Consider the following 21,631-nt stretch of genomic DNA (forward strand, 5'->3'; position numbering starts at 1 on the left):
CCTACCGGGTGCCTCCCGCCGGGGCTGTTACCAGGCGCGGCACCCGCACTTTAAGGTCGTTGTTCATCTGAATGATGGTCATGGCGCCGGGAATACCGTCTACCGTCAAACCTTTCTGCTCCTGGTACCAGCGCACCTGCTGCTCCATGGCCAGGCGTTTGACCCGGGTACTTTCAGGCCCGGAACCGGCCAACCGGTCTGCGATTTCCATCATGCGGGCACCAATCCAAAGCTCCTGGCCGGATTCATCGCCGTAGAAGCCGTCACCGGTCATGAATTCCGGCACCCGCCAGAGTACCTGGAAATCACCAAACCAATAGCGCTCCAGTTCCCGGAACGGAACCGTTTCGGTGCCCCCCGGAACGGCCAGTGTGGCTGTTTCGCCATCCAGTGAACGCAGTACCGCATAGCGGGCCTCGCCATTTTCCGGCTTGAGCACTAACAGGGCCGGGCGATCAATAAACTCCAGGCTGCGGCGGCTGCCCTGGCGCTCCAGGCAACGCAAGCCTGAATTCCGGGCGTGGTCACAGGCGTTGGGGAAAGCGGTAGGGTTGTAGTCCTTGCCCCAGATATCAAACAGTTCCACAAAGGCCTGGGCGCGGGGCATGGCGTGGCTGTCGAGAACAAACGAAGCCGGCTGGCTGGCAGCGGGTTCTGCCGGCTCGGGGCTTTGTTCGGCAGGAACGGGATCTGTAGTCTCGTCCCGCTCGATGGTGCCTCCGGCCTGAACTTCCGGGTTGCTATCGGCCAGGGCCGTGTTCACCGAATCCGGGCTGTCCAGCAGCCACAGGGTGGCAATAATGGCCAGCAGAATACTCGCCGCCACCAGGGCCAGCTGGCTTTTTGCCGGCCCGCCGGAGCCGGTCCGCAGGCTGCGATTACGGATACCACCGGTCACTTCTTTCGCGGCCCGCTTGATATGGGCGCGGGTTATCTGGTGTTCGCCCTCGGCGTAGGCGCCCAGCAGTGCACGGTCGCTGATAAGGTTGATCAACCGGGGCACACCCTCGCTGGCGCGATACAGGTTTTTGACCGCACCGGCGGAAAAGAGGTCACCGCGCAGGCCTGCCACGCTCAGCCGGTATTGCAGGTAGGCCGGCAGTTCCGCCTGGTCAATGGCATCCAGGTGGTAACGGGCGGTTACCCTCTGGTTCAGCTGGCGCAGTTCCGGCAGGGCCAGGATGTCCTGCAGTTCCGGCTGGCCCAGCAGCACTATCTGCAACAGCTTTTTCTCGGCAGTTTCCAGGTTGGTCAGCAGGCGCAGCTGCTCCAGCACTTCTGCGGAGAGGTTCTGGGCCTCATCGATAATCAGAACCTTGTGCCGGCCGGCGGCGTGGGCCTTGAGCAGGTCCTGGTTGATGGCATCCACCAGGATCTTGATGGTCGCGTTGGCGGCGTGGGCAATGCCCAGCTCGTCGCAGATAGCCGACAGCAGCTCCCGGGCCGAGAGCCGGGGGTTGAGAATCAGCGCAATGTCGACGTGTTCCGGTGCGTTCTCGATAAAACAGCGGCAGACCGTGGTTTTACCGGTTCCTACCTCACCGGTAATCACGATAAAACCGCCCTGCCCCTGAACGCCATACATCAGGTGCGCCAGGGCTTCCTTGTGGCGGTCACTCAGGTACAGGTAGCGGGGGTCCGGCGCTATGGAGAAAGGCGGTTCCCGAAAGCCAAAAAAATCGTAGTACATGTTTCCTCAGGACCTGGCCGGCGCAGTACCGCTGACCAGTTTCAATTCTACCGCCCGCCGGTTCTGCTGCTTAAGGCGGCGCACACAACGTTCGAGGGTCTTGGAAATCCGGGCATGGGTCCGGATCATCGAAATCTTCGGCCAGGTGGCCCGTTCACCAGCCAGGATCATCTCGCGAACATACTCCGGGCTCGGGTTCGACAACATGCCGCGATAGTGCCGCAAGGAATACTCCGGGGCAATGGTTACGTCGCCGGAGTAACGCTGGGCCATGATGGTATACAGCTGTCCGGAGGCCTGCCTGAGCTGTTCAGGGCGCACCCGCTTGCGCAGGTAGTCGAACACGCCACGGCCATGGAACTGCACTTCCGACTTCAGAAAATGCATCGGCAGGCGCGGCAGCGAGAGCTTTTCGTCTGTCTGTTCCGCCAGGAACGGCACCACATGGGGGTTGGTCTGGCTGACGATGCTGAAATTGGCATCGTACAAATGCATCAGGCGCTCGATGGGCAGGTCACTGACCACGGAACCGTCCACAAACTGGATTCTGGGCATATACGGCAGCGCATTGCCGTAAAGGTCTTTCTTCATCAGGGTGACCGGCGGGAACACCCCGGGCACCGCAGCACTGGCCAGGGCGGCACTCCACACCATCAGGTACGGCGAGGTGTAACCGCACAACAACCGGGCTTTCTGATTGGACTGCACCGGCGACACGCTGATGTTAATGCTGCGGCCAGTGCGCTGATAGGCTTCTTCGAAGGTGTATTCGCCGATATTCGCGCGCAGGCATTGCTGCAGGGTTTGCTGGTCCATCAGGCCTTCGCCGCGCATGGCGCTGATCAGCCCGCGCCATTTCCAGGCCTTGAGGTTGTGGTTCTCCGGCACCAGCATTTCCGGTATCTCGGCATCGGTGTGCACCCCGAGAATACCCGCGATAATGGCGCCGATACTGGAGCCGGCGATCACCTGGGGCAGCAGCCCCTTTTCCCACAGTGCCTTGATGACTCCGAAATGGAACATGCCCAGCGATGCGCCACCACTGAGCAACAGCGTGGGCCGGCCAAAGCTGGTCAGGGTATCGCGGAAGAACTGCAGCTTGTCGTAAACCGGAAAGCCCGGCACCGGGTGATCGCACAGGTAATCCAGGGCTTCACACACCTGGCTGATGTATTCTTCGATCAGGTGCTTGGTGCCCACCCGGGAGCGGGTGTAAAGGGCCGGGTTCCCCATATTACCCAGATCGTGGTGCAGGCCTTCACGCAACGCCCGCTTGAGGCGCTCGAAGTCGTTCTGCTGGCGATACTGTTTGAGGTTGCTCAGGCGATCGTAGATCAGCTCGTAGTGGTAAAGGTCAGAAACGAACTCTTCCTTCCACTCGGCATTACCTTCCAGAAAATCCAGCTCGAGCCCGGCTTCCATCCACTGCTCATAGGTCGTGGCGCCGGCCAGGGCTTTACGAAAACGGGAAATTCTGGGGTCCTTGATCACCTGTTGCCTCCCGGCTTTACTGCTCAGAAATCCTCGAGCATGAAATCGTCGTCGTCCGCGAAGGGATCTTCCGTGATCTTACCATCGTTAATCAGGAATTCACGACGCTGCAGGAAGGCATTGCGCACAAACGTGTACTGGTCCCCGGAAATAAAGCTTTCTGCTGGAATCAGGTCTGCCCGCTTATCAACAATCTGCAGGGTGCGCAGGTAATACCATTCCGGGCTGTCGACCGCATCCCAGGCTGACGGCAGCATAAAACTGTCCGAGGCCAGGCCGCTAAAATGCCGTGGCGTGGACGGGCCCAGCAGCGGAAGCATCAGGTAAGGGCCGGAACCTACCCCCCAGTGGCCGAGGGTCTGGCCGAAATCTTCCGGCCGCTCGGGCAGATCCCACGCCGTGGCTACATCAAAGATACCGCCCAGGCCGAACACGGTATTGAAGGTAAAACGGCCAAATGCCACCACTGCCGATTCCCCTTTCAGCTGAAACAGGCTGTTGGTGAAGTTGCGGATTTCGGTGAGGTTGTTGAAGAAATTGGTTACCCCGCGGTCTACGATGTCCGGGGTCACGGTCCGGTAACCACTGGCTACCGGGCGCAGGAACCAGCGGTCGATGGCATCGTTGAAGGCGTATACCTTGCGGTTCCAGTTCTCGTAGGGGTCGTCGGTATTGGCAGGCATCGCCTCGCCTTCCATGGGCGGCTCTTGCAGATTCTGGGCCTGCACGGCTGTTGCACCAAGGGCCAGTGCCATAAACAACAGCATGCCGGGCGCCCAACGCCGGATATCAAACTCTCTCATTTTGCACTCTCGGGTTGTTTAACCTGTTTCAGTTCGTCGACAATACCGGCGCTTTATTATTCTTGTGTCACTGTTCCGGAGGAAACTCAGATGTCTGTACCGGGTAATCCCGTCAGTTCCCTGTCCATGGCCCTGCGCTGGGGCGATATGGATGCATACGGCCACGCCAATAATACAGTTTACTTCCGTTTTTACGAGGAAGCCCGCATTGTCTGGCTGGCGGAACTGGGTCTGGGTAAAGCAGAAGACCCGACCGGACCGGTTATTATAAAGACCAGCGCCACCTTTCTGAAGGAACTGACGCACCCTGCCAGTGTGGTTGTTGAAACTTATGCAGACAAAGCGGGAACGACCAGCCTCGACACCTACCATCTGCTGAAAGATGCCGACACCGGCGATGTTTACGCGGAAGGCTATGCAAAGATCGTGTGGGTAGACCGGACAACCCGCAAATCCACCCCGCTGCCAGACACCCTGAAGGCCCTGGCAGCGAGGTAAACCGGATTAGCGGTGGCGAACCACCACGCTGCCGATGGAATAGCCGGCACCGAAGGAGCAGATCACTCCCAGGTCGCCGGCTTTCAGGTCATCCTTGTGCTTGTGGAAGGCAATGATGGAGCCGGCTGAACTGGTGTTGGCGTATTCGTCCAGAATCACCGGTGCTTCCTGCTCGGTGGCATCCCGGCCAAGAACCTTGCGGGCAATCAGCTGGTTCATGTTCAGGTTGGCCTGGTGCAGCCACATGCGATCCAGGTTGTCCGGTTCCAGATTCAGGGAAGCCAGATGATCCTGGATAGTGGAAGCCACCAGCGGTGACACTTCCTTGAATACTTTCCGGCCCTGCTGGATAAACAGCTTGTCCGCTTTGCCCACGCCACTGTCATCCGCCCGGTTCAGGAAACCGAAGTTGTTACGGATGTTGTTGGAAAACTGGGTCTTGAGCTTGGTGCCCAGAATCTCGAAGCCCTGCCCCGGCTGGGTGTTCTCTTCACGCTCCACCAGAATGGCGGTGCAGGCGTCACCAAAGATAAAGTGACTGTCGCGATCACGGAAGTTCAGGTGGCCGGAGCAGATTTCCGGGCTGACCACCAGCACGGCGCGGGCAGCGCCGTTTTCCACCGAGTTCACCGCTGCCTGCAAGCCGAAGGTGGCAGAACTGCAGGCCACGTTCATGTCGTAGGCGAAGCCGTTAATACCCAGGGCTTCCTGCACCTCAATAGCCACGGCGGGATAGGCGCGCTGCATGTTGGAGCATGCCACAATCACCGCGTCTACATCGGCGGCGGTTTTACCTGCCTGCTCAAGGGCTTCTTTACAGGCTGCAACTGCCATGTCGCACTGCACCGATGGTTCGTCGTTGCTGCGCTCGGGAATGTACGGTTTCATCCGCTTCGGGTCCAGGATTCCTTCCCGGTCGATCACGTGCCGGCGCTTGATGCCAGACGCCTTTTCGATAAAAGCAGATGACGAGGGTTGCAGGGCTGTCAGCTCGCCGCGGGCTATCTCTTCCGCGTGTTCGTTGTTGTACAGCTCTACATACTGGTTGAAGGCTTCGACCAGTTCGTCGTTCTCGATGATGGCGGGCGGCGTAAACAGGCCGGTTCCGCTGATGACGGCTTTAATCACAATAACCCCACGTCATGGTTATAAAACAGTTTTGGACAATTAACTGTCAGAAATACTAACACAGTCCGCCGGATTTGCCCGCTGGACTCTCATCCACGGGCGCCAGGCTGGTGCAATTTATATCCGGGTGTTTTCCCACTGCTTATCCAGCCGCTTGACCGACACCGTCATGGCGGTGCCCAGTTGCTGGGCGAAGAAGGAGACCCGGTACTCTTCGAGCATCCACCGGTACAATTCCAGTTCCGGGTCACGAACGCCCTGGCGTTTCTGCTGTTCCTGCCTGGTGGCATAACGGGCCCAGAGCGGCTCGATGGTGTGCAGAAACTCCCGCTCCCGACCCATTTCCCGGGGCATTTTCTCCAGCCGTATCAAAGCCGCCTCGAAATACACCCCGAACCGATCCAGCCACGTTGCCGGCGTAGCCACCAGGAAACCGGGATACACCAGGTGCTGCAACTGGAATTTCAGGTCTGCCATGCTGTTGGCGAGGGCCAGGTTAATCTTGCCTTTGAGTTGCTTTGCCACCTTCTGGTAGCCGCTCATGGCCTGGAACAGTCGCTCATCAGCCGCTTCCAGGGCTGGAATGAAATCGCCCCGGTGCTGCTCGTAAACCCGGTTAAAGGCGTCTTCATCCCTGGGCAGGTCGCCGGCCAGAAAGTGCTGCATCACCGCAGACAACAGCAGGTCATCCAGCAGTGCCTTCGCCTGCCCGACCGGGGCAAACATCAGTGCCGACTGCTTGAACCGGGGCAGCTTGCGCTCCAGGTCTAACAGGGTGTTTCCGAAACGATTGATGATCAGGCGGGCGATACCACGGCGGGTAGTGTCACCGGCGGTCAGCCGGTCCAGGCAGCGGATTTCCCGAACCTGTTTGCCCAGGTCTTCCAGGGCCGGGTACACGGTTACCTGCATGCCGCCCTTTTCGGTGTGGACCTGCTCCGGCAGGCTACCAAACTGCCAGTCCGGGTATTCCTTTACCTTATGTTCGCCAGTGCTTTCGCTGGTAGCCGACGCCAGCGCTTTGGTTGCCCTGCCCTCCAGCTTCGCCTGCAGCTCGTCGGTGTCCCGGCTTTCGGCAATGGTTTTATCCTTGTTGCCGGTTACCCGAAGGTTCATCCGCAGGTGTCTGGGTAATTCGTCTTCCGGCCAGGCCTGGGGGTCAATCTGCACACCGGTCATCCGGCGCAGCTGCTCGCCCAGCTTCAGGGCCAGCGGCTCGTTACCCGGCTGCATGTTGGCGAGCGCGGCATCGACAAAATCAGGCACCGGCACAAAGTTCCGGCGCAGGGATTTGGGCAAGCCTTTAACCAGTGCGATGCATTTCTCTCGCAAAAGCCCTGGCACCAGCCACTCCAGCCGGCGGGAAGGAATCTGCTTCAGGGCCATCAGGGGCACTTTCAGGGTCACCCCGTCACGCTCGCTGGTGGGTTCGAATTCATAGCTCAGGGGGTATTTCACCCCTTCCCACTCCAGGTAGTCGGGATACTGCTCCGCCGCGCCCTGGTCCAGCGGGCGTTGCAGCACATCGGCTTCGGTCAGTTCCAGCTTTTTCAGTTCTTCTGCCGACAGGCCTTTCCACCAGCTTTCAAAATGCCGGCCACTGACGATTTCCGCGGGCAGGCGCTCGTCGTAGAAGGCCACCAGCACTTCGTCGTCTACCAGCAGGTCCCGGCGGCGGGTTTTCTTTTCCAGGTTCTCGACGGTGTCGAGCATTTCCCGGTTGCGGGCAATGAAGGGGGCTTTGGACTGATAATCGCCCTCCACCAGCGCCCGGCGGATAAACAGGTTACGGCACTCTTCCGGGTCGACCTTGGCGTAGGGTATACGGCGCTTGGGCACCACATCCAGGCCGTAGAGGGTGACCTTTTCATACCCCATGACCTGGGCTCGCTTCTGTTCCCAGTGGGGCTCGAAATAGTGGTGCTTCACAATATGACCAGCCAGCGGTTCTACCCACTCCGGCTGTATGCCCGCCACCATGCGGGCGAACACCTTGCTGGTTTCGACAATTTCTGCCGCCACGATCCACTTGGGGCCGGACTTGGCCACTTTCGAACCGGGGAAGATCATCACCTTGCGGTTACGGGTGGCCAGGTATTCACGCTTTTCGACTTTCACTGCAATCTGGCCCAGCAACCCGGCCAGGATAGCCTTGTGGATCCGGTCGTAGTTGGCGGGGTCCCGGTTCATGCTGAGCTTTTGCTCGCGGCAAATCAGGGTCAGCTGGCGATGGATATCGCGCCACTCCCGCATGCGCATCCAGCTCAGGAAGGTCTTCTGGCACAGCTTTTTGAGCTGGTTCTGGGACAATTCCTGGCGCTGTTCCTCGAACCAGTTCCAGATATTCAGCAAGGTGGCAAAGTCGGATTCTTTGTCGTTGAACGGAGCGTGGGCCTGGTCTGCCGCCTGTTGCTTGTCCTGGGGTCGCTCCCTCGGGTCCTGGATGCTGAGGCCGGCAATCACAATCAGCACTTCGGCCAGGCTGCCGTGGTCTGCCGCGGTGACCAGCATCCGGGCCAGGCGCGGGTCCAGCGGCAGGCGCGCCATGGTACGGCCGAGTTTGGTAACACGGCGCTTGTCGTCAACCGCGCTCAGCTCTTCCAGCAGTTTGTAGCCATCGTTCACCTGCCGGCGATCGGGTGCTTCCAGAAACGGGAAATGGCGAATCTCGCCCAGCCCGGAGGTGGCCATCTGCAGAATAACGGACGCCAGGTTGGTACGCAGAATCTCCGGATCGGTGAACTCCGGGCGATTCAGAAAATCGGTTTCATCGTACAGGCGAAAACAGATACCCGGTGCCACCCGGCCGCAGCGCCCTGCCCGCTGGTTGGCACTGGCCTGGGAGATGGGTTCGATGGGCAGGCGCTGGATCTTTGAACGCACGCTGTAACGGCTGATGCGGGCAACGCCGGTGTCGATCACATAGCGGATGCCAGGCACCGTCAGGGAGGTTTCCGCCACGTTGGTAGAGAGCACAATGCGCCGGCCCTTGTGGGCCTGGAAAACGCGGTTCTGTTCCTGGTTACTGAGCCGGGAATACAGCGGCAGCACTTCGGTGTGCCGCAGCTCGGCATGGCGCAGCACCTTGCTCAGGGCCCGGATTTCCCGCTCGCCGGGCAGGAACACCAGCACATCCCCCGGAGGCTGTTTTTCCGTGCGCTCGTGCTGTTCGATTTCTTCGAGGGCCGAGAGCACCCCATCGGTCCAGCCCTGATCCCGGTCGTCTTCATCGCCCGCCAGCGGGCGGTAGCGAACATCCACCGGATAGGTACGGCCGCTGACTTCAATCACCGGAGCCTTGTCAAAGAACTCGCTGAAGCGCTCTACCTCAATGGTGGCGGAGGTGATGATGATTTTCAGGTCCGGACGCTTGGGCAGCAACTGGCGCAGGTAGCCCAGCAGGAAGTCGATATTCAGGCTGCGCTCGTGGGCTTCATCGATAATCAGGGTGTCGTACTTGTCGAGAAAGCGGTCGTGCTGGATTTCTGCCAGCAGGATACCGTCTGTCATCACCTTGATCCGGGACGACTCGGAGGTGTTATCGGTGAAACGCACCTGGTAACCCACCTGCTGCCCGACCTGCTCGCCCAGCTCCTCCGCAATCCGGGCCGACACACTGCGTGCGGCAATCCGCCGGGGCTGGGTATGGCCCACCAGCCCGCGGATGCCCCGGCCCAGGTTCAGGCAGATTTTCGGAATCTGGGTGGTTTTACCGGAGCCGGTTTCGCCGGCGATGATGACCACCTGGTTTTGCTCGATGGCCCGGCTGATGTCCTCTACCCGGGCACTGACCGGCAGGCTGTCCGGAAAACTGGCTGGCTTGTGCAGGGCTTGTCGCTTCCGCACCTTGTCCAGCCCCTGATCCAGCCAGCGTGCCATTTTCTCCAGATCCTTCTGCCCGGGCTTGCCCTTGCTCCGGCTGACCTGACGAATAATGCGCGCCGCCTCCTGCTGGTTACAGGCGTCCAGCTGGCTCATAAAGGCCTTCACAGCTGCTTGCGGGTCAGCAGTGATGGTATCGGGTGCGTTACTACGGGTCGGTTCTGTCATTGCTCGGTTTACGGGCTCTTGCTGGGGGCTGGATCTGTTCAGGCGCCACAGTCTAACGGGAAATCGCCCCAGCAGAAACACAAAGACCCCGCCGAAGCAGGGTCTCTGGGCTCTCCCGGGAGAGCAGGCAACACCAGGAATCAGGCGTTGGCTTCATCCCGCAGTTCGCGGCGCAGGATCTTGCCCACGTTACTCTTGGGCAGTTCGTCGCGGAATTCAAAGTGCTTGGGCACCTTGTACGCGGTCAGGCGCTCGCGGCAGAATTCCTTGATCTCGTTGGCGGTAACGCCTTCCTTGGTGGGCACCACGTAAACCTTCACGGCTTCGCCGCTCTTGGCATCCGGGATACCAACCGCAGCACACTCCACCACTTTCGGATGGCTGGTTACCACGTCTTCGATTTCGTTCGGGAACACGTTGAAGCCAGACACGATAATCATGTCTTTTTTACGGTCGACGATACGGATGTAGCCGTCTTCCTGGATCAGCGCGATGTCGCCGGTTTTCAGGTAACCGTCTTCAGTGAAGGACTTCTGGGTGTCGTCCGGGCGCTGCCAGTAACCACGCATTACCTGCGGGCCTTTCACGCACAGCTCACCAGGTTCGCCAACCGGGGTTTCATTGCCGTCGTCATCAATGGTCTTGATCACGGTAGACGGAATCGGCAGGCCGATGGTGCCAATCTGGATGGCGCTGCGGGGGTTGAAGGTAACCACCGGGGAGGTTTCGGTCATGCCGTAACCTTCGCTGATTTCACAACCGGTCACCCGCTCCCACATCTTGGCCGTGTCGCTGGTCAGGGCCATACCACCGGAGGCGGTCAGCTTCAGGCCGGAGAAGTCCAGGTCCTGGAATTCTTCGTTGTTGCACAGGGCGACAAACAGGGTGTTCAGGCCGATAAAGGCAGAGAACTTCTGCTTCTGAAGCTCCTTCACAAAGCCTGGGATATCACGGGGGTTCGGGATCAGGATGTTGTGGGCACCGGCTTCCATCATGATGCCGCAGTTCAGGGTGAAGGAATAAATGTGGTACAGGGGCAGCGGTGCGATCACCACTTCCTTGCCTTCTTCAATCTGGTCTTCCAGCATCGGGCGAACCTGGGTCAGGTTAGCCACCAGGTTGGCGTGGGTCAGCATGGCACCCTTGGCTACGCCGGTTGTACCGCCGGTATACTGCAGTGCAGCCAGGTCATCCAGCTTGATGTCGACCGGGGTGAACTTCTCGCGAGCACCGGCGCTGAGTACGGCTGGCAGCTTGTGGGCACCGGGGATGTTGAACGGCGGTACCATTTTCTTCAGGTACTTAACCGCAGCGTTCATCAGGGTGCGCTTGAGCGGTGAATGCATGTCGGCCACTTCGGTAATGATGACATGCTCGATACCGGTATGAGGCAGCACCTTCTCCGCGTTCTCGGCCATGTTGGCCAGTACCACCAGGGCCTTGGCGCCGGAGTCGTTGAACTGGTGCTCCATTTCACGAGTGGTATACAGCGGGTTGGTGTTCACCACGATCATGCCCGCACGCATGGCACCGAAAACCACAACCGGGTACTGGGAAACGTTGGGCATCTGTACCGCGATGCGGTCGCCGGGTTTCAGGTCGGTTTTGTTCTGAAGCCACGCAGCAAAGTTGCGGCTCTGGGTATCAAGATCCTTGTAGGTCAGCGTGGCGCCGACTGCGGAGAATGCCGGGCGGTCACCGTATTTCTTAACGGCCTGCTCGAAGACATCCACCATGTTCTTGTATTTCTTAAGGTCTACCTCCCGGGGAATGCCGGCGGGGTATTTGTCTTGATAGAACTGCTCGAAATCCATCACCATCTCCTGTCTGAACGGCGCGAATTGATTAAAAAATCAACCCTACAAAAGTATCAGCCTCAAAAAGTGGTGGAGAGAATAGCAGTTTTGTTAACGATGAGGTAGGTTTCAGGACAACGAAAGCACTCCCCTTGCTGGAAACACCAATCACCGGAGCCTGTGATGAGCGACACCCTCGATACCCTGGAAAATATCACCTACAGCGAGCTGAATGAAGGCGATTCTGCCACCTTCACCCGGACCCTGACCGAAGACGAACTGGTGCTGTTTGCGGCCGTGTCCGGAGACGTTAACCCGGTGCACCTGGACTCGGAATTTGCCGCCGAATCCATGTTCAAGGAACGCATTGCCCATGGCATGTGGAGTGGCTCGCTGATTTCTGCCGCACTGGCGACCGTGATGCCGGGCCCGGGCACGATCTACCTGGAACAAAGCCTGGCATTCAAGCGGCCGGTGAAGCTGGACGATACCCTGACCGTCACCCTCACGGTGCTGGCCAAGGAACCGAAGAACCGGGTGGTGTTCGGTTGCGATGTGCGCAACCAGAACGACCAGCAAGTGGTAAGCGGCGAAGCCAAGGTGATCGCCCCTACCGAGAAAATCTCCCTGCAGAAACCCCGCCTTCCGAAGATTACCATCGAAGGCTGAACCGGCGCTGATCAGCCCGGAAGGAATTCAATCGGGAATTGAACCTTCCGGGTTTCCACCTGCGCCGATCCGAAGTTGAACATCCGCACCCGCATGGCGATACGCTGCTCAAGGCCGGGGTTACCAAGTTCTGAGCCCACCACCTGACAGGCCGAGACACTGCCGTCCGGCTCGATAACCAGTTCCAGGGTAACCTTGCCTTCCAGGGTCGGATCCTGCCGCAGCTCCCGCTGGTACAGCGAATACAGCACACTCTTCTGGGCATCGAATACCTGCCGGATATTGCTCATGGCGCGCTGGCCAACCGAAGGCCTGGCAGCAGGTTTCGCCCGGGCCACCTGCACCTCTTCTTTCGGTGCCTTCACCTGACTCACCTGGTGTTCGGCAACCGCTACCTCCCTGACTGGCGCGTCACTGTCCTGCACGCCACCACTGCCGGCTAACGCTTGCTCCCGGGTCACCTCGGGTTCCGCCACATCAGATTCATCACCGGTGATATTGGCCTGCCGTGCCACCGGTACCGGCGTTTGTTCTGCCCGGGTTAAGGCGGCCAGCCGGTCTTTCATGGCAAAAAGGCCCGAGCGTGCGGCGGTTTCCCTCGCTTGCTCGGTAGTCTGGGCAGGCTTATCCGCGACGGTTGCAGCCGGTTTCGCAGGTTCCGGCTGAGGCTCCGGAGCCGGTTCCGGCGGCGTCACTTCTTCGACGTTTGCGACCGGTTCTGGCTCCGGCTCTGGCTCAGGTTCGGGTTCGGGTTCAGGTTCCGGTTTGACTGGCTCAGGCGGTTCTACCGGCGCCGGGGTTTCGACCAGCCGGGCCAGTCTGGGCGGCACCTTTTCGGCCTCGGAACGCTCCGGCTCGGGCACGGTCAGACCCGGGATGATCACCGCAGGCACCAAGAATGCCGCCAGCATAACGATCACAATTACGCCAAAGCGAATGCTTTCTGCCCGGTCACGGCTCCAGGGTAAACGGGTGCTTCCGACCTGCTGACGCTCAGCCATTGCGAACCTCCGCTTCCACGGCCAGCCGCACCTGGCGGAACTGCTCGTCTACACAGGTTTTCATGATCTTTCGTAACAGGCGATAGTCGGTCTCCCGGCCTGCCATAATGGTGACTTCCAGCCCCTGTTCCGGTACCTCCGCCCAGCGATTTCGGCGATAGGCCAGCTCTTCCGACAAGCCGGCCACGTGCAGGTCATCGGCACCAATAGTATCCACCCGGGCGACTTCCCGGCCCTGCACCAGAATGGACTGGCCGCTGACCTGAATGGTCAGGTTCTCAACGGCATCCTTCTCCGAGGTGGAAACCGGTAAAGGCACATCAGCGGTGTTCTGCATCACTTTTACATCAGAGGAATTCACCATCAGGAAGAACACCAGGATGGTGAAGATATCCATCAACGACACCAGGTTCAGGCCTCCGGCCCGGTGCATCCTTCGGTAATGACGCTGGCGCAGCCTTGCTCTGCGGGAGGTTTTCATGCGCCCTCCCCATTTGCCGCATCTGCCCGTGCGGCCAGTGTCCGGCCCTCTTCAGCATCCATCAGGGAAACGTCCGGAAACAGCTCCGCTTCCACCACGCTGGCGGCCACCACCGCCGAATAGGAACGCACCGTATCCATGACGGTCACCAGGGTCTGGTAATCCACCTCCGGCCCCACTTCCAAGATCACATCGGTTTTATCCGGCACCCGGGACTTGATCTGCTGCAGCACCGTGCGCAAGCCCTCGTAGTCCTGATTCTGCTCTTTCGCCGGCAGCACCTCGATCAGCCCGCGATCGCTGTCGGCTACTTCCAGCCCATCAGGAATCACGGTAACCACCAGCCGGAACTGGTCTGTCGGTGGAGCCTCTCCCGCTTCCATGCCCGGGAAGTTGAGCTCGATCATGCGGATCTGGGTGAACACCATGCCCAGCAGCAATACCGGAACCAGGACGATCATCAGGTTCAGAAACGCGGTAATGTCCAGGTCCGCCGAGGCCTCAAGCCTGCGATGTCGACGTCTCATATCGCCATACTCCTGTTTGTCCTGGCTTTATGATGCGGGCTCACGCAGCGACCGGTGCATCCGGGTCGGACACGATATTCAGCAGTTTCACGCCGGCCATTTCGAAGCTGTCGACAATTTCATTGGTGCGGGTTTGCAGCAAGGCGTGGAACAGCAGCAGCGGAATGGCAGAGATCAGGCCAAAGGCGGTGGTGTTCATGGCTACGGAAATACTTTCCGACAGCAAAGTGGCTTTCTGGGCCGGATCCGCCGCGGCAACGGCCGTAAAGGCAGCGATCAGGCCGATGATGGTGCCAAGCAGGCCAAGCAGCGTGGCGACATTGGCCAGGGTTGCCAGGTACTGGGTACGCTTTTCCAAGCGAGGTAAGACTTCCATCAAGCCTTCTTCCATGGCGTATTCGATGTCTTCACGGCGGCTGTTGGACAGCAGGCGGGAAATCCCGGCCCCCATAACGGCCGCAATGGTGCTGTCGGAGGTAGACGCAGCTTTCATGGCCCGCTTGAAATCCCGCTTTTGCAGGGCCGGCAGAATGGCCCGCTCAAACGCGAGCCGGTTTCTGCGCCGCACCGCTCCCAGGTAGATGAAGCGTTCCAGTGTTATGGCCAGGCCAAGCGCCAGAACCAGCGCGATGGGGTACATGAATGGGCCGCCTTCCTGAAAGAATCGGATGATGGTGTCGAGCATGGTGCGTTTCTCCGTTTACTGCTGTGTCACGGTTGGGTCTGGCCGGGTGCTGCGGTTAAGGGCTGCAGCACCAGCGGGTTCAGGGTCTGCCGGAACTGGCGATGGCTTTCCAGAGTCCGGGTTGAAAGTGGTTGATCCAGTTCCGGGGCTTCCCGGTTCAGTTCAGCGCGAGGCCGGCGCGGCAGGCTGGGTGCCTGCCAGGGCAAAATGTAGAGCACCCGGGGGTCATCTTCGCCGCCACTGGCGGAAATTCCGGCCACCTCAAAGCCAGGCTGCTCCGGCGATTCGGCCTCGGTTGTGTCGGCACTTTGCGCCAACGCGGCATGGGCAAAAACCAGCATCAGGGCGGTTGCGACAGCACGAACTACTGCGCTCATTGCAATCTCCTCTGAAGGTCGGCCATCCAGCCGGTGACAGCCTTGTCTTCCTCCGCGGCCAACTCGGTATAGCGCTGGTAATGGATAAGCGCAGCGGAAAGATCGAGCAGGTAAATTTCTGAAATAACGGCCAGGTTGTAATGGAGATCAGCCACATCCGGGCTAGCCTGGATGGCGGTTTTGAGCACGCCGGCGGCTTCTTCAAACCGGTTTTGCTGCTTCAGCAGCAGGGCCAGGTTGTTGGCCGCCGCAGCGTCGGTCGGGTCCAGCGCCACGGCTTTTTGTAATGCTTCAATGGCCACCGACGTCTGGCCTTGCTCGTGCGCGAGCATGCCCTGCCGGGCCAGTTCCCGGGCCTGCTCCGGCGAACGTACAGGCTCCGGTTCCGCTTGTTTGGAGACAGGCCCGGTAGAAGCACACCCCGCCAGCATAACCAGTCCGATCAGTGCACCGACCGTACGGCAGCGAAGACTGAACTCAGGCATCGTCGTTACCCTCCATGTTCCAGCTCATCCATCGCAGTTCCCTCTGGTAACGGCCCGGATGCATACCTGCCAGCGCTTCCAGGCTGCGGGCGATCCACTGGTCATAGCCCTGCCCGGTAATGCGCTGATGGTTACGGGCATGCAGTGCCATGGCCCGTTCTTCCAGCGGGAAGGCTTCTTCCTCCAGCAGCATCTGGTATTGCATGGTTTCCATATCGTTCAGTTCGGCCGGCACCTCTGATGCCATCAGGTCACTGGCCAGGGTTCGGTAGAGCTCTGCCCGCCGGTACAAGACTTCGGACTGCACGTCCTCACCGGCAAAGGACTCCGCTTGCAGCAGGTAGGTTTGCGCCTGCTCCATGGCTTGCTGCTTTCTGGCGAGGGTGGTTTCGAGGGGCGCAGTCAACGCAATGGCTGCGAAACGTTCAGCAGCACCGGAGCCCAGCGCCAACGCAGCATCTGCGGCCCATTGCAGGGTCTCTTCCGAGTGCCACTCACTGGCGTCTTCCCGGGCCAGCAGGATGTTCTGCTGATTGGAAACATCGACGCCAGACTCAATCAGGCGCTGACGCATGGTCTGCTGCTGCAGGTGATCCTTCGCATCGGCGGGCTCAGGCGCAACGGCCAGCCACTGCTGGTAAAGATCGTTACGTTCCGGCTCAGCACCCGCCTCGTGGTACAGCGCTGCGGCACGCAATTTTATGGGCCAGGGCTCTGGCGCAGAACCGGCTGCGGCCATGAGTTCGCCCGCGGCTTTCACCGGCTGGCCGGATTGTTGATAGGCGTAGACCAGCTTTTCGCTGGTTTCAGCCGTAAGGGCATCTTCCGGGAAATCGAGGCGGAACCGGCGCAATTCATTAATGGCGGTTTGCCAGTCTGCAGCCTTCAGCAGGGTGTTGGCAGCGTCGAAGCGGGCCTTGATGGCGATTTCCGAGCCCGGGAGGATGGTTTCCACTCGCTGGAAATTGGCAACGGCCAGTGCCGTCTTGCCAGCGCCCGCTGCGGTTTCTGCTTGCCGGTATATTGCGGTGGCCAACTGGTTCTGGATTTTTTGCTCATCATCCCGGGACTCGGCCACCTCCGGAGTTGCCTGCACCAGTTGCAGCGCCTGGCGCCAGGCTGCCTCCGCCTGCGGATAGTCGCCATCACCCTGCCGTACCCGGGCCGTAACCAGCCAGGCGGCGTACTGTTCCCGAGGGCTGGCTTGTGGCCAGTCCAGCGTGGCGCGCGCATACAGAAGCGCCTGCTGGCCGTCGCCGGCTTCAAGCCAGCGGTTGGCGAGATCCGCGCGCAAAGCGGACAACCTGGCATCCGGCCCGAAGGCATTGGTGTAGCGTTGTTCGGCGGAGCTCAGGCTGGCCAGTGCCTCGGTAACAGGTTCGGAGCGGTTGCCCAGCCTGTCCCGCAGAATGCTGATCGCCGCCCAGGCAGATTCCACAGAGCGGTCATGGGAATACGTGTAGGCCGCTTTCTCGAAATTGGCCAGGGCCTGGTCGAGGCGCCCCATCTGCAATCTTGCATCGCCCGCCAGGTGCAGGATTTCGCCGGTGTTATCTGCTCGCAACGCCAAGGATTCGTAATAATCAGCCGACTGGCTCCAGCGCTTGCCGGCGTAGTGATAGTCGGCCAGGAACCGGCTGTAATCCCGCCAATTTGCCTTCTGGTTGCCGTTCAGGGCGGTATAACGCGCATCCGAAGCGAAGCGTGCAACATAATCGGAACGTGCGACTCTGGCGGCCTCGACATCTCCGGCCATCTGCCAGAACTCAACGCTCTGAGCCAGCATATCCGATGCTGCGGCGTTGTCCGGATAGGCTGCCGCAAAGGCTTCATTCACCGCCACTGCCTGCTGGTAGCCGCCCTCATGGGCGTGCAGATCCGCCAGCCGGTCATAGAGAATGGGAACCCAGGGCGCGGGGTTGCGCCCGGCAAGCCAGCGGTCCAGTGATCGGGCGTTATCGGAGCGGGCCGCCATCACGGCCAGGATACGGAAGCTGTCTTCGATCATGTCCCGGCTCTCGGCCGGCGGTGACTTCAGCCGTTCGGGCTCCGGCAGGTGCTGATCCAGCAACGCCATGAACGATTCCACCGAACGATCCCAGGCGCCTGCCCCCTGCTTGAACTGGCTCCAGCCCATCATGTAGCGGGCTTTTGAGGCGATATCCTGTTTACCATCGCCATCCAGCAGTTGGCGATACCCCGCTTCGGCCTCCCGGTAACGACCGGCGGAAAAGTCGGCTTCAGCAACCCGGAACCGGGCTTCCGGCACCAGCGGAGATTTCGGATACAGGCCGATCAGCTGCTCAAGCCGGTCGATGGACTGCTGGTGCTGGCCGGTCAGCGCGTGGGCTTTCGCCATCTGGTACAGGAGTTCATCCAGCCGGCCGGAGAAAGACCCCCTGGCCAGGATGTCTTCATAGCTCTCCAGCACTTCCTCGTAGATACCCGCCTCCTGTTCGGCGGAAAAACCCACCTCCTGGCCGGAGCGGTCACGGATGTTGTTCAGGCGGTTGAGGGCATCGATGCGCACTTCCGGTTCGTCAGAACTCTCGAACAGCTTCTGGTAGCGGCGAGCAACTTCGGCAGGCGAAATGGCCGGTAATGGCCGGCTTTCGAATTTCAGGAACACCGGGCGCATATCGCCCAAGGTTTCCCCGTCGCGACCAAGCTCCACCCGGAAGGATTCCTGGCCCAGTGCCGGTGCCGATACCAGCGCTGCCATCAGCAAGCAGGTGCGTAACTTCAGCCGGGCGGTGCTTTTCATTGGGGCCATCGGGGTCATTGGGCGCCCTCCCCGCTGGCTTCATAAGCCAGTTTTTCCAGTGCCAGGTATTCGTACAGGTGCGCCACTTGTTGTTCGGTTCTGTCTATGGCGTGTTCCATGCGCCGGTCTTCGTTGGCCACAAAGGCCAGGGCCAGTTCGTCCAGTTGGCCGGACGCCTGCTGCCGGGTTTGCAAAACCTGCTGGCCAAGCGCCCGGCCAGTGGTAGCCAGTTCCCGGGCTGCTACCAACAGATCGCTCATGCCACCGTGGTGTTCGATTACCCGCGCAAATACTTCAAGGTTGTGCCGGTTCTCTTCAAGTATTGCCGACATCTCGTCCAGCCCGGCTACCCGGCGTACCGCGATCTGGGTGTCGGCTTTTTCCAGGAAACGAAGCAAATAGGCCATGCGTGGCTGGGTCAGGGTTCGGCTGTCCGAAAGGAACCACTCGGTCTGCGGGCCGCGGGCATCGGTTACCAGGGTTTTATAGGCGCCATCGCTTTTGATGCCATCTGCCAGCCTGGAAAGGGTTGTCCGCTCGCCTTCAAAGGCCACGTTGGCGGCCAGCCAGGACTCCCCGGCCTGGCCGGGATATCCCGCAATGTCGTAGCCCCGCCCCATACCAATCCAGGCTTCCGCCACACCGGGAAACGCCAGGGGGAATTTCTTGGCCCGGTGCCAGCTCTGCATGGCGCCCCGGTGGTTTTCCTTGCCGGAAAGAGCGAGGCCATGCAGGTAAAGCGCCCTTGGTGCGTGGTAACTGTCGAGCGAGACCTTTTCCAGAAACCCTAACGCCTTGTCGTATTCCTCGTTATTCAGGGCCAGGTAACCGGCCCGCAGATGCAGCTGGTCGAGTAGATCACGGCTGCGTGCCGACTCGGAATCATGGGCGGCCATCGACATAGCCACCCGCAGGGCAACCAGCGCCCGGGACGGATCAAGGTCGGTCTCGGCAAAGTCAGCCGCCAGGTTCATGTAACCCACCGCGGCCAGGTAACCTTCCTTCATCCCGGCCAAGATCTGACCGGCCTTATCGAGCCTGCCCTGCTGCCGGGCCTGCTCGGCATCCTGCAGTAATTCCTTTTGCCGGTTGGGCCGGCCAATTGCAGCATTTCCGGCTTGAGAGGGCGTTGCCCCGGCCCACGGCTGTTTGCCCAGGCTAACCCGCGGCTCGTAGTCCGGCCCGGTCGCGTCAATGCTCATCTGCAGCTGCATCGCACCCGACACTTTGCGGAACGGGTTCACCACCTCACGACGGACAAACCGCTTGTTCACTGCCCTGGCGTTGATAACGGCGGTCAGCTGATGGTTGCCATCCGCCATATGGCCAGTAAACAGGGGGTAGCTGCGGCCGGCTTCAAGGGAATCCCTATCGGAAAGGGTAAAGAGGTGATTACCGACCGGCCGGCCATTCAGGAAAAGTTCGACAGAATCCAGGTCCAGTGCTTCCGGATTGGCGAGGGAGAGGTAAACCGCAACGCGGGTATCGATGGTCTTGCGCAGCTTTTGCTCAAGGGTGTGCACGCTGGCAGCATGGCGTGAGACCTCAGCCTCCAGGCCACTGATGGCGTTGTCGATGGCCGCAGCACTGGCCTGGGCCATGGCTGCAATCACCAACATAACAGGAAGACCGGATATCCAAAGCCCCCTGCTCCGTGGGGGTATCCGGCACTGTTGTGATTTTTGTCTGCCGAACATGCTGATCCTGCTGTGTAACAATTCGAAAGGAAGAGTAACACCGGCTACAAACCAAGAACGGTATCCAATTCACCAAATGGCATTTTGGGTCAGACAACAAAAGTGTCGGTTTATTTGACAGATAGCGGGAGCAGAGGGACTAACCAGACAGCGATGTTCCGGTTAACTTATTGATCTTGCTTCAGAAGGGAAAGGGTTGGCCCCTGAATTGCTTTAACGGAAGGGGCGGGAGCGCTGAATGGGCAACCCCCGCTTGAATATGCCGAGCTTTTGCCGATGCGTTAACCGCGCATCGGCTTTTTTTATTTGCTCAGCTGCTTCATGGCCGATTCCAGGCCTTCAATGGTAAGCGGATACATGTGGTCTTCCACCAGCTGCCGGGTAATCCCCAGCGACCCTCCGGTACCCCAATAGCTCTCCGGCAACGGATTCAGCCAGACCACCTTGTTGAAGTGCTCGGTAATCCGCTGCATCCAGGTGGCACCGGCTTCTTCGTTCCAGTGCTCGATGGAGCCGCCCGGGTGGGTAATCTCATAGGGTGCCATGGTGGCATCACCCACAAAGATCACTTTGTAGTCCGGCGTGTACTTGTGAAGGATGTCCCAGGTGCTACTGGTTTCATTCATGCGGCGAATATTGTTCTTCCACACACTCTCGTACACGAAGTTGTGAAAGTAAAAATACTCCATGTGCTTGAATTCCAGCCGCGCCGCCGAGAACAGCTCCTCGCAGACCCGGATGTGCGGGTCCATGGAACCACCCACATCGAAGAAAATCAGCACTTTAACGGCATTATGCCGCTCCGGAACCATCTTAAGGTCGAGGTAACCGGCGTTACGGGCGGTGGAGCGGATGGTGTCATCCATATCCAGTTGATCGGCCGCCCCCTGTCGAGCAAATTTACGCAACCGGCGCAGGGCCACCTTGATGTTACGAATGCCCAGGGTAATGCTGTCGTCCAGGTCTTTGAATTCGCGTTTTTCCCAGACCTTAACCGCCCTGCCCTGACGACCATCTTTCTGGCCGATGCGGAAACCTTCCGGGTTGTAGCCGTTGGCGCCGAATGGTGAGGTGCCGCCCGTACCAATCCACTTGTTGCCCCCGGCATGGCGCTCTTTCTGCTCTTCCATGCGTTTCTTGAAGGTTTCGATCAGCTCTTCCAGCCCGCCCAGGGATTCGATCTTCGCCTTTTCTTCCTCGGACAAATGCTTCTCGAACTCGGCCCGCAGCCAGTCGTCCGGAATCAGTGCCTCGAGCAGATCATCCAGGTTTTCGATGCCTTCGAAATACGCCTTGAACGCCCGGTCGAACTTGTCGAAATGGCGCTCGTCTTTCACCAGGCACACTCGCGCCAGGTAGTAGAACTCTTCCATATCGGCAAAGGCCAGGCGCTGCTGGAGGGCTTCCAGCAGGTCCAGGAATTCCCGCAGGCTGGCCGGAACCTTCGCCCGGCGCACTTCGAGAAAAAAGTCGATCAACATAAAGCGAA

The 21,631-nt window shown here is 59.8% G+C and carries 17 protein-coding genes; 2 read left to right on the forward strand and 15 right to left on the reverse strand.

Translation table 11 applies throughout. From position 1 onward, the window contains the following. Window position 1 precedes the first annotated feature (1 nt). Genes B9Q17_RS03140 through B9Q17_RS03150 form a run of 3 tightly spaced genes read right to left on the reverse strand, consistent with a single transcriptional unit; the run spans window position 2 to window position 3,984 of the window. Entirely contained in the window at window positions 2-1,690 is a 1,689-nt protein-coding gene (locus B9Q17_RS03140; protein WP_094624077.1) for an ExeA family protein, read from the reverse strand. A gap of 6 nt (window positions 1,691-1,696) precedes the next feature. Then, complete coding sequence (locus B9Q17_RS03145) at window positions 1,697-3,181, reverse strand: DUF3336 domain-containing protein (RefSeq protein ID WP_094624078.1); 1,485 nt, start codon at window positions 3,179-3,181, stop codon at window positions 1,697-1,699. Between the two features lie 23 nt (window positions 3,182-3,204). Further along, a complete protein-coding gene (locus B9Q17_RS03150; RefSeq protein WP_094624079.1) occupies window positions 3,205-3,984 on the reverse strand; it encodes an MlaA family lipoprotein in 780 nt (259 codons plus the stop codon). Window positions 3,985-4,074: 90 nt separating this feature from the next. Here B9Q17_RS03150 and B9Q17_RS03155 point away from each other — a divergent pair, with 90 nt between their 5' ends. Further along, the gene (locus B9Q17_RS03155; protein WP_094624080.1) at window positions 4,075-4,482 is read left to right on the forward strand and encodes an acyl-CoA thioesterase; all 408 of its coding nucleotides are present in this window, start codon (window positions 4,075-4,077) and stop codon (window positions 4,480-4,482) included. Between the two features lie 6 nt (window positions 4,483-4,488). Here the strand turns inward: B9Q17_RS03155 and B9Q17_RS03160 are convergent, their stop codons facing one another. From B9Q17_RS03160 to B9Q17_RS03170, 3 genes are all read right to left on the reverse strand, one after another. Beyond that, on the reverse strand, window positions 4,489-5,610 hold the full coding sequence (locus B9Q17_RS03160) for a beta-ketoacyl-ACP synthase III (RefSeq protein ID WP_094624081.1): 1,122 nt from the start codon (window positions 5,608-5,610) through the stop codon (window positions 4,489-4,491). Window positions 5,611-5,727: 117 nt separating this feature from the next. Then, a complete protein-coding gene (hrpA, locus tag B9Q17_RS03165; RefSeq protein WP_094624082.1) occupies window positions 5,728-9,660 on the reverse strand; it encodes an ATP-dependent RNA helicase HrpA in 3,933 nt (1,310 codons plus the stop codon). 140 nt (window positions 9,661-9,800) lie between these two features. Continuing rightward, on the reverse strand, window positions 9,801-11,474 hold the full coding sequence (locus B9Q17_RS03170) for a long-chain fatty acid--CoA ligase (protein ID WP_058340815.1): 1,674 nt from the start codon (window positions 11,472-11,474) through the stop codon (window positions 9,801-9,803). Between the two features lie 165 nt (window positions 11,475-11,639). Here B9Q17_RS03170 and B9Q17_RS03175 point away from each other — a divergent pair, with 165 nt between their 5' ends. After that, window positions 11,640-12,125, forward strand: coding sequence for a MaoC/PaaZ C-terminal domain-containing protein (locus B9Q17_RS03175; protein WP_058340814.1), 486 nt, complete (start codon window positions 11,640-11,642; stop codon window positions 12,123-12,125). An 11-nt stretch (window positions 12,126-12,136) separates the two neighbouring features. On the opposite strand, the gene B9Q17_RS03180 is transcribed toward B9Q17_RS03175, so the two are convergent. The 9 genes from B9Q17_RS03180 to B9Q17_RS03220 form a co-directional block, all read right to left on the reverse strand. Then, a complete protein-coding gene (locus B9Q17_RS03180) occupies window positions 12,137-13,126 on the reverse strand; it encodes an AgmX/PglI C-terminal domain-containing protein (RefSeq protein WP_094624083.1) in 990 nt (329 codons plus the stop codon). Then, on the reverse strand, window positions 13,119-13,607 hold the full coding sequence (locus tag B9Q17_RS03185) for an ExbD/TolR family protein (RefSeq protein ID WP_094624084.1): 489 nt from the start codon (window positions 13,605-13,607) through the stop codon (window positions 13,119-13,121). Before B9Q17_RS03185 ends, B9Q17_RS03180 begins: the two co-directional genes overlap by 8 nt. After that, window positions 13,604-14,134, reverse strand: coding sequence for an ExbD/TolR family protein (locus B9Q17_RS03190; protein ID WP_094624085.1), 531 nt, complete (start codon window positions 14,132-14,134; stop codon window positions 13,604-13,606). The genes B9Q17_RS03185 and B9Q17_RS03190 overlap by 4 nt, the downstream gene beginning before the upstream one ends. 40 nt (window positions 14,135-14,174) lie before the next feature. Continuing rightward, window positions 14,175-14,819 (reverse strand): MotA/TolQ/ExbB proton channel family protein, encoded by a 645-nt coding sequence (locus tag B9Q17_RS03195; RefSeq protein WP_094624086.1) that lies wholly within the window; start codon window positions 14,817-14,819, stop codon window positions 14,175-14,177. A 26-nt stretch (window positions 14,820-14,845) separates the two neighbouring features. Next, window positions 14,846-15,196 (reverse strand): hypothetical protein, encoded by a 351-nt coding sequence (locus tag B9Q17_RS03200; protein WP_058340810.1) that lies wholly within the window; start codon window positions 15,194-15,196, stop codon window positions 14,846-14,848. Further along, window positions 15,193-15,681, reverse strand: a complete 489-nt coding sequence (locus B9Q17_RS03205; RefSeq protein ID WP_094624087.1) for a tetratricopeptide repeat protein — start codon at window positions 15,679-15,681, stop codon at window positions 15,193-15,195. Before B9Q17_RS03205 ends, B9Q17_RS03200 begins: the two co-directional genes overlap by 4 nt. Further along, the gene (locus tag B9Q17_RS03210; protein WP_244177295.1) at window positions 15,674-18,463 is read right to left on the reverse strand and encodes a tetratricopeptide repeat protein; all 2,790 of its coding nucleotides are present in this window, start codon (window positions 18,461-18,463) and stop codon (window positions 15,674-15,676) included. The genes B9Q17_RS03205 and B9Q17_RS03210 overlap by 8 nt, the downstream gene beginning before the upstream one ends. Continuing rightward, the gene (locus B9Q17_RS18260) at window positions 18,460-20,064 is read right to left on the reverse strand and encodes a hypothetical protein (protein WP_208618751.1); all 1,605 of its coding nucleotides are present in this window, start codon (window positions 20,062-20,064) and stop codon (window positions 18,460-18,462) included. Before B9Q17_RS18260 ends, B9Q17_RS03210 begins: the two co-directional genes overlap by 4 nt. A 380-nt stretch (window positions 20,065-20,444) precedes the next feature. Beyond that, entirely contained in the window at window positions 20,445-21,623 is a 1,179-nt protein-coding gene (locus B9Q17_RS03220) for a vWA domain-containing protein (protein ID WP_058340808.1), read from the reverse strand. Between the last annotated feature and the right edge of the window lie 8 nt (window positions 21,624-21,631).

Origin of the sequence: Marinobacter vinifirmus (assembly GCF_002258215.1) — a bacterium.
Classification (GTDB): domain Bacteria; phylum Pseudomonadota; class Gammaproteobacteria; order Pseudomonadales; family Oleiphilaceae; genus Marinobacter; species Marinobacter vinifirmus.

Bases quoted from the DNA above. Each gene is read 5' to 3' on its own strand.
- B9Q17_RS03205 (WP_094624087.1), bottom strand. From the start codon at position 15,681: ATGCCTGAGTTCAGTCTTCGCTGCCGTACGGTCGGTGCACTGATCGGA.
- B9Q17_RS03200 (WP_058340810.1), bottom strand. From the start codon at position 15,196: ATGAGCGCAGTAGTTCGTGCTGTCGCAACCGCCCTGATGCTGGTTTTT.
- B9Q17_RS18260 (WP_208618751.1), bottom strand. From the start codon at position 20,064: ATGTTGGTGATTGCAGCCATGGCCCAGGCCAGTGCTGCGGCCATCGAC.
- B9Q17_RS03155 (WP_094624080.1), top strand. From the start codon at position 4,075: ATGTCTGTACCGGGTAATCCCGTCAGTTCCCTGTCCATGGCCCTGCGC.
- B9Q17_RS03220 (WP_058340808.1), bottom strand. From the start codon at position 21,623: ATGTTGATCGACTTTTTTCTCGAAGTGCGCCGGGCGAAGGTTCCGGCC.
- B9Q17_RS03150 (WP_094624079.1), bottom strand. From the start codon at position 3,984: ATGAGAGAGTTTGATATCCGGCGTTGGGCGCCCGGCATGCTGTTGTTT.
- hrpA (WP_094624082.1), bottom strand. From the start codon at position 9,660: ATGACAGAACCGACCCGTAGTAACGCACCCGATACCATCACTGCTGAC.
- B9Q17_RS03170 (WP_058340815.1), bottom strand. From the start codon at position 11,474: ATGGATTTCGAGCAGTTCTATCAAGACAAATACCCCGCCGGCATTCCC.
- B9Q17_RS03195 (WP_094624086.1), bottom strand. From the start codon at position 14,819: ATGCTCGACACCATCATCCGATTCTTTCAGGAAGGCGGCCCATTCATG.
- B9Q17_RS03210 (WP_244177295.1), bottom strand. From the start codon at position 18,463: ATGACCCCGATGGCCCCAATGAAAAGCACCGCCCGGCTGAAGTTACGC.
- B9Q17_RS03175 (WP_058340814.1), top strand. From the start codon at position 11,640: ATGAGCGACACCCTCGATACCCTGGAAAATATCACCTACAGCGAGCTG.
- B9Q17_RS03180 (WP_094624083.1), bottom strand. From the start codon at position 13,126: ATGGCTGAGCGTCAGCAGGTCGGAAGCACCCGTTTACCCTGGAGCCGT.
- B9Q17_RS03140 (WP_094624077.1), bottom strand. From the start codon at position 1,690: ATGTACTACGATTTTTTTGGCTTTCGGGAACCGCCTTTCTCCATAGCG.
- B9Q17_RS03185 (WP_094624084.1), bottom strand. From the start codon at position 13,607: ATGAAAACCTCCCGCAGAGCAAGGCTGCGCCAGCGTCATTACCGAAGG.
- B9Q17_RS03190 (WP_094624085.1), bottom strand. From the start codon at position 14,134: ATGAGACGTCGACATCGCAGGCTTGAGGCCTCGGCGGACCTGGACATT.